Source organism: Paraglaciecola psychrophila 170 (assembly GCF_000347635.1).
In the GTDB taxonomy this organism is placed as follows: Bacteria; Pseudomonadota; Gammaproteobacteria; order Enterobacterales; family Alteromonadaceae; genus Paraglaciecola; species Paraglaciecola psychrophila.
In genome coordinates this window covers 2,439,964-2,452,204 of the sequence record NC_020514.1, presented here as the reverse complement: position 1 = coordinate 2,452,204, position 12,241 = coordinate 2,439,964, and the positions used below count along the sequence as shown (strand labels likewise).

Here is a 12,241-nt window from a genome sequence, read left to right as displayed (position 1 = left end):
TTTTGGTGACTTAATATAAAAACCATTTTTCAGGATCGGACATATGCGCTAATTCTGCTTCCTTACCAAAAATCACCTCTGAGTTTGATTGCAGTGCTTCCATAACACTTTGTGATTTTTGACTAGTTTTGGCATCCTCGCGATTTTCTTTGCGTAATTGCTTGCGGACAATATTGACCAGCTCATCATCACTTAACACTCTTTGATTACTGGACTTATCGCCGCTGTTAATCCTTTGTGACTGCGATGCTTTTTCTGCTCGGACTCGCTTCGATAATTCATACTCTGAAACAACTTCAGGTTTGATAACTCCGTGCTCTAAAAAAATACAAGAAGAGAGCCTTGTTTCACCATCTTCTAATGGAACAAGTACCGGTTCATTATCATTATTTATGATGCCAATAGAGCAATTGGATGTGCCGAAATCTAATCCTGCAAACATATAAGGTCATCCTTGTGACATTTAAACATTTTGAGTTGTTTATTTTTATTGGGGTTGATTAACATCGCACTTACTACTTCGATGCACAGCAGCGCACTATATCAGTTGTGATTACATCGTTATATGCGCTGTAAAGAGTTAATTGTGTTGCGCCTCACCAAAAACACGCGGTGAACTAAGCATTCGATGACTAGATCCGCACACTCACTTGCCCCGTCATTTTGGGAGCAAAAAGTGCATACTGCAATTTTATTAAACGAGGTTAGCAACTTATCAAAAGATGATCCAAATCGGAAGACTCAGAACTGCTGTGAAAACCAATAGAATTAGTTGTCATTTTCTTTTTAAAAGCTGACATTTTGCAGCTTTATATCTAAAATATACAACCTCTTAAAATTTGAATGTCGTCAACAACAACCCTTGTTAAAGTTCCCGTTATTGTTGATTCTATTACTATTTCTATGCCATAGCCTGTATTTGTGATAAAGCCAGTTCAATTTCCTGTTCAGTATTAAGTAATGAAGGCGCAAATCTGGCATAACTGACTCGATAAGGTGTATTACTCATAATAATGCCTTTTTGGTGCATCTTTTCAACTACAGAAGCGGCCTTCATTCCTTTAACGTCAAAACAAGTCAATCCCGAAGAAAGAGCACTGCCTGGCGGAGTGTAAAGAGTGGCATGAGGCATCTTAGATAGACCTTGTTTGGTCTGCTCATTCAATTGATGTATTCGCTTTTGAACATTCGCTTTGCCTAGTTGTAAATGCAACTTGAACGCTTCGGGCAATGCCCAGCGATGCTCAAACGAGTGAAACCCTCCTGGACTCATGTGTTCACCTAATGGCACTTGGTCCTGAGTCATACCGCCCAGGCACAAATCGTAAGATCCACTAAAACTGGGGATCACTGGCTCACTTTGGGCCAAGCACGGTCATTACCCCAAACGACACCAGTGCCTCTTGGGCCAAAAATCCATTTGTGAGTGCCAGCGACAAAGAAGTCACAACCTAATTGACTCACAACCTGGTTTTCAATCCCAAAACCGTGCACGCCATCAACGCAAAATAATATCTGCTGATTAGCTTTTCGCTGTTTATTGAGTTTAGTGATCGTGTCAGCCATTGCTCTTACGGGAAGCTTTACGCCGGTTGAGGAGTGCACCCACGTAGTGGCCACGACGCGTGTATCTGGAGTAATTGCAGCACGTAACCGCTTTTGGACATCAGCCTCACTGACCTGTGCAGGATTTTCATAAAGGGCAATACGCCTTACTTTGGCCCCCGTCCTATTTGCCCTGTGAGCCAACGACATATCAGTGGAGTAGTGATTATGAACAGTTTGCAATATCTCATCACCGTCCTCAAGTTTAAGCCCGCTATAAATCATTCCCAACCCCATGGTTGTACTATCTGTCAGGGCGATACTTTCAGCTTTTCCACCCATGTATTGTGCTGCAGATTGACAAATTTGAGCATCGATAGTTTGAAAATGATGATGCCAATAATCAGAGGGGTTTTCATCAAACCCACGTCGGTACTTTTCAATGGCATCTGCGACAGGCTTTGGGTGTGATGCCAGCAGAAAAGTTGATAACTGAATGTATTTACGAGTTAGGGGAAACAAATCTCGTAAAGTAGTCCAGTCACCGGTTGAATGGGGTTATGGACAATATCAAATCCTGAGGTAGCCTCTGATATTCTTGAACGTGCGAGTAAACCAGTCCCAAGGGTTATTCCTAATGCATTTAAAAATTGTCGTCTTAACATGTGTTTTCCTTTTTAAAGTAAACGCAGCTCGGTCCTATTTCATAAACGTACTTTTAACTTTAGCCGCAAGATAAGTGCATAAAGTGTAGTTTACCCAAAGCAATTGTTCTTTTTAATAACTCGGTCATTTCTAAGTTGGTTCTCTCCTCATTTTTAACTGTGTTTGCTAGTATGTTGATATTTATTAAATGTGGATAAAAAACTTATTCAAAATGGTCGATCTGTCAAGACAACTTTAGAAGGCTTTTTTTGTTCACCATCAACTAACTATGATGATTTAACCCTAGTTTGTAAGTGGTGTTTGAGAGCGATATGTAGACGATAATCAGACAGAGTATGTTTGGGTTGTTGCGGACTTATTTATTTAAAAAAAGTTTTTTAAATAAATAAGTCCGACAAAAAACTTGTGTGCTGTAGCCTTGGATCATACTGTTTAAATAACAAAAATACTTTGGAAGATTTTGTGCAAAAATTAGTTTACTTATTTTCAGTGACTAGCGTTTACTTCTTCATCACTTTTAGTCAACTGAGCTACTCGGAAGAAATAAATGTTGGCCTTGAGCCATTTCCGCCATTAATTAATGAAGATGGCAGCGGTCTATTAGTCGACATGCTTAATACATTATCGGCAGGTAAGAACTTGCACTTCAATTTTCACATCATGACGTATGGAAGGGCTAAAAAAGATTTAAAAAGTAAACAATTAAAACTTATTGGTCTAACACCTTATAAATTAGAAACGGAGGACTTTTATGAATACGGGGTCGAACTGAGTTGGCAGATTGATACCCAAGTTGTATTTTTTTTCTTTGAATGAAGATTATTTTAATATTGAACAACTACCTAATGGCAGTATTGGCACACTCACCGGTAATGCAGAATTTTTCTCAAAAATAGTTAATGTTCCAGTCATAAAGTTTGTTGAAGTGAGTAGCTTAAAGCAGCTAGTTAAAATGTTAGCACTAAGACGCTTAAGTGTGATTTTATTCGAGAGAGTCTCAACAATGAGTACAATTAAAGAATTAAATATAGAAAATATTTATTATAAAAAAATGGGCATCGTACCGGCTAGCTTAGCGGTGTTAAATTCAACAGAAGGATTAATGCTAAAAACACAATTGGATAATTTATTATTAAATTTAAATAGTGAAGAGTTCTTTAGTGAATTTATTAATTACACTTCAATGAATGATTCAGGCAAAGTGTCGATTCAATAGATTTGTTGCCTATTGATAATTTATAAACAGCTACACCGCATTTTATTTTATTCTCGTAAATCCCCCTCACTAGAAACAGTAATATAATCTCCCTTTGCGAGAATTTGCAGGATTAATAAAGGTTTCTCAGCCTTCATTAATCCTAGGTTCATGCAGTTAAACAGTCCCAAGGTTAAGTTAACTACTTTTAAACGCCCGCAAATAAAAGACCGCTTACACTTAGTAGCATTTAATCTGTGACAACGTATTTACTTTTTTGTCGGAATGATTAACTCATCAAGATTCAGTTTTTCTGGGCCGGTATTGATTCACTTTTTCATCCTCTTTTGGGTAATCCAGGGCCAGACCACAAACTAATTTGTATCCTTTGGGAATATCGAAATGCTCTTTTAAAGGAGAGCGCCACATACCTAATGATCCCTGTGGGCAGGTGCCTAACCCTCGGTTTTTAGCTGATAACACAAGAGATTGCATCATGATCACTGAATCAACCAATGCAGTGATCATGATTCTCGGATGAATAAAAATAAAGATAACGACAGAAGCATCAAAAAACATAAAATTTTGGATCATCGCATCACCCCATGCTTGCATACCACCACGAGCAATTCCAAGAGTTTCATATAAGCCTTTGCCTTTAGTCATTCTACGGGATTGGAAAGCACCTGAATACTTACCCAAAATAAGTTTGTAATCACCACAGACATAGCCTGACGTTGTATTTTGTTAATCTTGTAATACCCAGCTAACAACTCCTATCCAAGCTGTTTGCATGTGACACAACAGCAATGGCCACTTTGTAAGGTTGTGTATTAGAGCTGGAAGGTGAATCTATTGCATCGAATAAGATGTCGTTAGTCGTTTAACCGGCCTCTCAGAAAAAGCTCGGATACTTCTGCGTGAGCGCAAGGTATCTGAAAATTCCATGAATACACATATGAAAATTATAAAGCTGGATTTTTAATATACTTAGCTTACCAATCAACTGGCATTACTGAGACTAGTGGCGTTTCAAATTAGCCAATAATATAAATGACATTAGATGGTGATATTTGCTTACGTTGACACTGAAGTTTAATAATAGATGTCCACAATATAGTCAATTTATTTTAGTAAAATTTTGCATTATAAGGGCACGTGAAGATATGTAAAAAATCGACAAATCTATCATCCAATATACATAGCCGAAGAGTGTCTGGCGGTGGGATGATACCCAGATAAATATTATTGGCCTACTCACAAAAACTGAGTATGCTTATAAAACACACAATACTGTGTGTTTTATAAGCAGAAGGAGTTGTATATGTATTTAGTGACCAATAGAGTTATTTCAAACGGCAGTACTATTAAAGTGTTTGGTGATACCCCAAGCCCACAAGGCCCTAACGAACTTAGAATTGTTGAAGTTAATAAAGAAGATAACAAATGGAAGGTTACTCCCGTAAAAAACGAGTTGACCGATTCACAAATTGAAAAACTATCTAAAGACAATAATCTCAACATAGATACTAGTCTCCCATGGCATGGCTCATTGGAGGTTGCCTGCAAAATATTCCAAAAAGCAAAAAAAGAAAACAAAGCCATTTTATTTTTTGTGCATGGATATAACAACGACGTTGATGATGTATTGAAGGCTGCGTCTGAATTAGAGGAATTATACAACCTAATTGTTATTCCATTCACTTGGCCTGCAAATGGTGGAGGAGCAATATCTGGCACTGCGTCTTACCTTAGTGACAAAGCGGACGCTAGAGCTTCATCGGGTGCTTTCAATCGATTTGTTGCAAAAATAAAGTTTTTCCATGCCTTGCTGTCTAATGCAAACTTAAATGAAATCAAAACTAAAGTAGAAAAAAAATATGAAGGTAAAAACAACCCGATGGCCGCGGCATCACTTTATAGCGAATTAGTAGACAAAGCTTGTAAGATAAAAATTAATTTACTGTGTCACAGCATGGGTAACTACCTGCTTAAGCATTCGCTAATGACGAGCGACAATGCAACTTCAGAATTGGTGTTTGATAATATTAATTTGGTTGCTGCCGACACCAATAATAAAAACCACGCCAACTGGATAGACACCATAGATGTTCGAAATCGTATTCATGTGGTCATTAACGAAAACGACTCAGCTTTAAAAGCATCTCGCATAAAACCTGGCAAAGAACAAAAAGCTCGTCTTGGTCATTATTTAAAAAGTCTAGACAGTGAACATGCAGTTTATATAGATGTTACCGAAGCGGACGAAGTGAATAGTGAACATAGCTATTACAAAGGCAGCGCTGTAGGTAAGAATGCCTCATTACGGGCGCTATTTAATGATTTATTTAATGGTAATAGTGTTGAGAAGCGACTCACTTATTTTGATGCCAATAGATACTTTAAACTTTAAGTCGATTAGCAAATATTCGACACGCTAGGTGCTGGCATACTTAAAAGTTAAGTCATGTCGGCTGCAGTGTTAAGTACTGCATGCTTTGCCCCACAAAAATTGGGTCAATCCTACATTAAACAAAATGTCTCATTTCAAAAGTATTATTGGAAAAGGCTAAGCTGATATTTGGAACAGATTAGCCTGTATTCCCTCTCGCGTTTTTATCCATCACAATGGGGATTATGATAGCGTTGCAGCATAATATGCCGGATTGTCTATTGAATCTGACTTCATGGCATAACAGTTACAGGATAGGATAGATGAAAACCGTAGTGGTTACAGGTGGATCAAGCGGTATAGGTCTAGACATTGCTCGGGCTTATACAAAACAAGGTGCCAATATTATTTTATTGGCTAGAAATCAAACTCGCTTAGATGAGGCAGTAAGTGAATGCAAAATCTTGCTGAAATCTGACAAACAACAAGTGTTATCGTTTGCGGTTGATGTGACTGACAAAGCACAATTGGCCAATGCGGTAACTGCAATTAAAAACCAGATGGGCGCTCCAGATTTACTAATATTAAGTGCGGGGATTGTCGCAAGTGAACGCTTTATCGAACAAAGCGACGCAAATTTTGATGCCATTATGCAAACAAATGTAATGGGAAGCCGCGCTGTGGCTCGTGCTTTTTTACCTGATATGATGAGTCGAAAGTCCGGTCAAATTTGTTTTATCAGCTCACTAGGTGGCATTATTTCCACTTATGGATACAGCGCTTACAGTGCATCAAAATTTGCGGTCGTTGGCATGGCTGGTTGTATGCGTCAAGAATTCGCAGAGTATAACATCGGTATTAGTGTGGTTTGCCCACCAGAAGTCGACACACCAATGGTGACCAAAGAATCTGAACATATTTTACCGCAAACAAGGTTTATCAAAGATATAGGTGGTACTTTGCAACCTAAAACAGTAACCAAAGCTACGCTCAAAGGTATTGCCAAAAACCAATTTATTATTGTGCCAGGTGTAATGGCCAAGCTTTCATATTGGCAAGCTCGTGTGTTCCCCAGAACCTTTGCTGCCTTCGTCCAGCTTCTAGTCAGACACGCCAGCAAGCATAAATAAATTTGGGGGCATAAGTAAGCATTTAATAAGAAGATGCCACACTATGCAGCCACTCCAAAAACGCATAACAACAGTCGTTCCAAATCAAAAGTGAATGTTATTGGTTACTAGGTATTGATCTTGTCGTTACGCCAAGCTCATTCAACAACAGGTTATTTATCTCTTTCAAAAGCGCCGCTTAAAAGTGTTTACAATTAACCAGTATTAATACGTCAACCATCATCGACGACAACTAATTAAGATAATTTTGTACTTATTAAATAACGCAGGACGTGGGGTTTGCAGCAAGTATTGTGTTAAAGTACACATCTTTAAACGCCTAAAGCACCCAGATTAATTAAGCTCAATTTATGATCCCATGGACCCATCTAGACACCGTACAAATCCCCAACGACGGCGGTGAGTTAAAACTTTCTCAACGCGGCGATGAATTTTCTATAAAGTTATCAGGCAAACGTGGCGAACTGATGAACAGCCGTGTCTTTAATTCAGAAAAAGTACTTTCGCAATTAGGTTGTGCTCATATTAAACCCCATCACGATGCGCACATTTTAGTCGGTGGTTTAGGCATGGGGTATACCTTAGCTGCAGCTCTAAAAGCAGTGAATGCTGACTCTGTGGTGACCGTTGCCGAATTGATACCTGAGGTAGTGAAATGGAATGAAGGCCCTTTAGGCCATTGTGCTGGCATGCCACTGCAAGACCCGAGAACTAAAGTACACATTGGCGATGTCAAAGAGTTATTAATCTCAAGACAACCTAGATTCGATGCCATTTTACTCGATGTTGATAACGGCCCCAAAGGACTTACTCACTCAGATAATGATTGGATTTATTCTGAAGACGGACTAAAAGACATATACGACACCCTTAATCCCAATGGCATGCTGGCCATATGGTCTGCAGGTCCCGACTACTTATTTAGCGTACGCCTAAAGAAAATAGGGTTTAGAGTGGATACACGTGATGTTCAGGCTCGTCCTGGGAAAGGCAGTAAACACACTATTTTTCTAGCCAAAAAACTTTAGAAAAACATTATTTTTATAAGGCCAAGTATGTCATTTTCATCATTACAGCTATCAGAACCCATTTTAAGAGCATTAAAAGATTTAGGTTATACACAACCGACACCGATTCAAGAACAAGCTATTCCGGTTATTTTATCGGGCAAAAACCTGATTGCCGCTGCGCAAACCGGCACCGGTAAAACGGCCAGTTTTGTATTACCTATTTTGCAATGTCTTAACAATGGCCACAAGCTACGTGGCAAAAGAATTCGTGCGCTTATCTTGGTCCCGACCAGAGAATTAGCAGTACAGGTTGAAAAGAGTATTGCAGCTTACAGTCAATATGTAGAGCTGAGTTCAATGGCCATGTACGGAGGGGTGGACTCAGCTAAACAAACACAACGTTTAGTTTGGGGCATCGATATACTGGTTGCGACGCCAGGTCGACTTTTAGACCTAGCACAGCAACGTGCTTTGCACTTCGATGAACTTGAAGTGTTAGTATTAGATGAAGCCGATAGGATGCTGGATATGGGCTTTATTGGTGATATTAATAAAATTATTGAACGATTACCTGAACAGCGTCAAAACTTGTTATTTTCTGCAACTATTTCTAATGAAGTACGTGCCCTAGCGAAACGTTCTATCTACAGACCAGTTGAAATATCGATTAAGCAAAATAAAGCATCTACACCTAAAATTGAGCAATGGTTAGTCACAGTTGATAAAGGCAATAAATCGGCATTATTAAGTCATCTGATTAAAGAACAAGAATGGGATCAAGCGCTAATTTTTATCGAAACCAAGCAAGGTGCAGCTAAGTTAGTCAGCCAATTAGAAAAACGTGGTATCCCGGTAGAAAGCATTCACGGTGACCGAACTCAAGCAGTACGCGAAAGAATTTTATCCGATTTTAAGTCGGGTCAAATTAAATTTTTAGTCGCAACAGGGGTAGCTGCCCGAGGTCTTGACATTCAAAATTTATCCCGTGTTGTCAATTATGATGTACCTGATCAAGTTGAAGATTATATTCATCGAATTGGTAGAACAGGCCGGGCTGGTGCAACAGGTGAAGCCATTTCATTTGTGGCTAAAGATAACTTTAGAAACCTGTGTGCCATCGAAAGCCGTCTTGGCCATGTCATTACCAGAAAAGCGTTTGAAGGCTTTGAGGTCAAGAAAACAGTGCCTGAGTCTATTCTAAATTATGTGCCTAAAAACAAACGAAAATAAGACTGATAAGGGCATTTAAAATGATGATTACCGTCAGGGTCAAACTCTGACCCTGATGAATAAAACAATTGGTTTAGTGACATAACAATTTTCGAACTTAATGAAGCAACCTCACTACCAAATTGGAAATAAGCGTTATACCAATCCGCATAAATAAGTGATCTCTCAGCGAGATTTTAAAAGGGCTTAATCAAAGCGCTCGAATGAAGTAATAGTTATTCTATTGCGAATTCGATCAACACAGAGTATGCCCTTTTAAAATTCGCCCTAAAGGGAAAGCACCAGCCATTCTTGCACTTCGTGGGCACTTATTTATGCTGAATGGTATTATACATTCATACATATCTAATTTTTGAGAATGTGGAGGCAGGCAAAGAAAAGTCTCTTGAATTGAGAAGTCAAGATCCTCTATTCAGCAGCGTCATTATTTTTTGAAGTCCCATGCTCTTGCGCTTTTTCTCTTAAATCTCGACGAATTTTGTCTACGTTTTCAAATGTAGCAAAAGCCTCTTCACGTGACTCAAATTCAAAAATACTTTTTATGGGGCAAGACTCTTCTGAAGTCAATATTTTGTCTCGACCACCACCACATAACTCTAAGAAATCGCCCTTAAAGCCTGCAGAAAAACTAGTTTGTAATGAATTGCATTGATACAAAGTGGTGACTAAGTAATAAGAATGTTTCCCGCCAACATTAATACTAATGACATTATCGTCGAGCATGCCATAGCCACGAATATTTCGCTGGCGCACACAGGCTCTGCCGTCTTGTTCAGTTTGTGCTTTTAATAACTTGTCGTAGCTGGGTAAGTTAACGCCCAAACTTGTGCATGAAACTAAACTTAAAAATCCAATTATTGTTAAACAATACTTAAATAACTTCATTACTGTCACCTATCGACCTTTATAATAACCTGAAATACGCATTTGTTTTTCTACTAAATTTTGGCTCTGTTGTAGTGCTGTATCAACAGTGATTTTTTTTCTAATAGCCTGTTCTATAAAATGTCCCACCTGATCACCGATTGAGGAAAACTCATCAATCGGGATAAATTGCACACCCACATAAGGTATGGGTTTCAAGGTGAAATTGCTAGGGTCGATACTATTTATGGTATCAATAACCAAAGGAGCAAATGGTGCAGCAGCTAAATATTCTGTATTTTGATATATCGATTTCCGTGTACCTGATGGTATCGACAGCCAGCCATATCTGTCAGCAACAAGCTTAAGGTATTCTTTAGAGGTTGCCCATGCTGCAAACTTAAGCGCTGCGTCTTTATGTTTAGATGATTCTGGTATGGCGAATGACCAAGTCCACAACCATTGTGAACCCTTTTTATATTGACCAATGGGTGCATTGGTCATTTTTACCTGTTGGCTAATTTTAGAGTTTAATGGATTGACTAAATAACTCGCTGCGGCAGTAGCATCAATCCACATTCCACATTTGCCCTGGGAGAACAACGTTAGGTTTTCCAGATAATTGTTTTCGGCTGAATTGGGTGGGCCGAATTGCGTCACTAATTTAACATACATAGTAATAGCGTCATGCCAGGCTTTAGTGGTTAATTGTGGCCTCCACTGCATATCAACCCACTGTCCGCCATAGCTGTTTACCATTGTTGTAATTAGGGTCATGTTTGCCCCCCAGCCTCCTTTACCCCGCAAACAAATACCAAATATACCTTCTTCTGGGGCATGCACTTTTTCAGCAAACTCTAATATTTGTTTATAAGTGGGAAGGTCTGGCATTTTAATCCCAGCTCGCTTAAATAGATCTGAGCGGTAATACATAACCGAACTTTCGGCATAAAAAGGAAGCGCATAAAGCGTATCCCCTATCGAAACGGACGCCTTAACGTTGGCTAGAATATCATCTGTATCATATTCATTGAATAAAGATTCTACCGGTATAATCCAACCGTTTTCAGCCCAAATTGGTGCTTCATAAGAGCCTATAGTCATCACATCAAACTGCCCCGCAGAAATCGCTAGATCGCTTAACAATCGCTGGCGCAAGGTGCTTTCTTCCAGCACTTTCCATTCAAGTTGAATTGTGGGATTTAACAACTCAAATTCAGCAGAAAGTTTTTGTAATATCAACATATCAGAATTATTGACGCTTCCAATCACTAAATTCGTTTTTTGAGTGTCATTGATAGGCCCATTTTCAGTGTCATAGAACCCGTGATAGGCAAGAATTTGATCGAGACGACCATCTGCTTTCAAAGACGACAACCCTTGATTAAATAAATCGACTCGCTCTAGTGCATCGGGTTTGTTTTTATTAAAAGCGACATGAAATTGTTGAGCCGCTAAGGGGGGATAAATAAATTCCAACTGACCAATCATGTGTGGCCGTTTTGAAACAATGAGATCACCTGCCGTTAATTTATCGATAACAGCAAAATCCATACGACTTGCGTAAAGTTTGTCAATGTTAAGTAAATCATTTAGTGCGTACTGTTTATTCAAAAAGTGGGCTTGTTCCAACAGCTGCTCAGCTGAGCTTCCACGTACTAAACTAAACTGATATTGGCTCAACTCTTGCAAATTTTCAAATAAGGTTTTATTAGCTTGAATAACGATATTAGCTGGATTCTGTTTTTTCTTTAGGAGACCAATCACATCACCGGGAAACGGGTTTGAAAACAAAAAGGTATCTAATAAATTGTCAGAATAATACACAGGTAAAATACCATCCACTTTACCTACACTGGCGAGCATTCGTGCTCTAGCAGCTGGATAATAAGTCACATCAAGCTGGTAACCAACTCGCTCAAATGCCTCTGATACTAACTGGTGGACATACCCTTGTCTTGGCAATTCACTGCCAATGTAAGGAACATGCTCTTCAGCAACAAATATAATTTTTCTTTGGAGGATACAGGGGAAAGAATTAACAACATGAGAATACACAAAAACACGCAGCTTAATTTTTTAAATAGTCGAGTAATGATGTAACAACATATATACATTTTATTTATCACGATTTAATGACCAACGTTTAAGTGTGTTGTCAACGCTTAACTGACTAGTCGACGTTTAAATATATTGACAGATAAACTGT

13 protein-coding genes are annotated in these 12,241 nt (G+C 38.8%); 6 read left to right on the top strand and 7 right to left on the bottom strand.

All coding sequences use genetic code 11. From position 1 onward, the window contains the following. Positions 1–10: 10 nt before the first annotated feature. The 4 genes from C427_RS27435 to C427_RS27430 all read right to left on the bottom strand — a co-directional run bounded on the left by C427_RS27435 (position 11) and on the right by C427_RS27430 (position 2,210). Complete coding sequence (locus C427_RS27435; RefSeq protein ID WP_015430813.1) at positions 11–442, bottom strand: hypothetical protein; 432 nt, start codon at positions 440–442, stop codon at positions 11–13. 459 nt (positions 443–901) lie between these two features. Then, complete coding sequence (locus tag C427_RS28215) at positions 902–1,369, bottom strand: aminotransferase class V-fold PLP-dependent enzyme (protein WP_015430812.1); 468 nt, start codon at positions 1,367–1,369, stop codon at positions 902–904. Continuing rightward, positions 1,348–2,067, bottom strand: a complete 720-nt coding sequence (locus tag C427_RS28210) for an aminotransferase class V-fold PLP-dependent enzyme (RefSeq protein ID WP_015430811.1) — start codon at positions 2,065–2,067, stop codon at positions 1,348–1,350. The genes C427_RS28215 and C427_RS28210 overlap by 22 nt, the downstream gene beginning before the upstream one ends. Beyond that, complete coding sequence (locus C427_RS27430; protein ID WP_226991116.1) at positions 2,055–2,210, bottom strand: hypothetical protein; 156 nt, start codon at positions 2,208–2,210, stop codon at positions 2,055–2,057. Before C427_RS27430 ends, C427_RS28210 begins: the two co-directional genes overlap by 13 nt. A gap of 463 nt (positions 2,211–2,673) precedes the next feature. Between C427_RS27430 and C427_RS10715 the strand changes: the two genes are divergently transcribed. After that, positions 2,674–3,027, top strand: a complete 354-nt coding sequence (locus C427_RS10715; RefSeq protein ID WP_015430810.1) for a type 2 periplasmic-binding domain-containing protein — start codon at positions 2,674–2,676, stop codon at positions 3,025–3,027. After that, entirely contained in the window at positions 3,020–3,427 is a 408-nt protein-coding gene (locus tag C427_RS10710) for a hypothetical protein (RefSeq protein ID WP_015430809.1), read from the top strand. Before C427_RS10715 ends, C427_RS10710 begins: the two co-directional genes overlap by 8 nt. A gap of 276 nt (positions 3,428–3,703) precedes the next feature. Here the strand turns inward: C427_RS10710 and C427_RS10705 are convergent, their stop codons facing one another. After that, positions 3,704–4,108, bottom strand: a complete 405-nt coding sequence (locus tag C427_RS10705) for a nitroreductase family protein (RefSeq protein WP_226991115.1) — start codon at positions 4,106–4,108, stop codon at positions 3,704–3,706. 622 nt (positions 4,109–4,730) lie between these two features. On the opposite strand from C427_RS10705, the gene C427_RS10700 reads away from it, so the two are divergent. The 4 genes from C427_RS10700 to C427_RS10685 all read left to right on the top strand — a co-directional run bounded on the left by C427_RS10700 (position 4,731) and on the right by C427_RS10685 (position 9,168). After that, entirely contained in the window at positions 4,731–5,819 is a 1,089-nt protein-coding gene (locus tag C427_RS10700) for an alpha/beta hydrolase (protein WP_007637358.1), read from the top strand. A gap of 302 nt (positions 5,820–6,121) precedes the next feature. After that, positions 6,122–6,928 carry an SDR family NAD(P)-dependent oxidoreductase gene (locus C427_RS10695; RefSeq protein ID WP_007637357.1) on the top strand — a complete coding sequence of 269 codons (807 nt, stop codon included), beginning with the start codon at positions 6,122–6,124 and terminating at the stop codon, positions 6,926–6,928. 350 nt (positions 6,929–7,278) lie between these two features. Next, on the top strand, positions 7,279–7,956 hold the full coding sequence (locus C427_RS10690; protein ID WP_007637356.1) for a spermidine synthase: 678 nt from the start codon (positions 7,279–7,281) through the stop codon (positions 7,954–7,956). Positions 7,957–7,983: 27 nt separating this feature from the next. Then, complete coding sequence (locus tag C427_RS10685) at positions 7,984–9,168, top strand: DEAD/DEAH box helicase (RefSeq protein WP_007637353.1); 1,185 nt, start codon at positions 7,984–7,986, stop codon at positions 9,166–9,168. A gap of 408 nt (positions 9,169–9,576) precedes the next feature. Here the strand turns inward: C427_RS10685 and C427_RS10680 are convergent, their stop codons facing one another. Further along, on the bottom strand, positions 9,577–10,053 hold the full coding sequence (locus C427_RS10680) for a DUF6491 family protein (RefSeq protein WP_007637352.1): 477 nt from the start codon (positions 10,051–10,053) through the stop codon (positions 9,577–9,579). A 9-nt stretch (positions 10,054–10,062) separates the two neighbouring features. Then, positions 10,063–12,090 (bottom strand): extracellular solute-binding protein, encoded by a 2,028-nt coding sequence (locus tag C427_RS10675; protein ID WP_007637350.1) that lies wholly within the window; start codon positions 12,088–12,090, stop codon positions 10,063–10,065. Positions 12,091–12,241 lie beyond the last annotated feature (151 nt).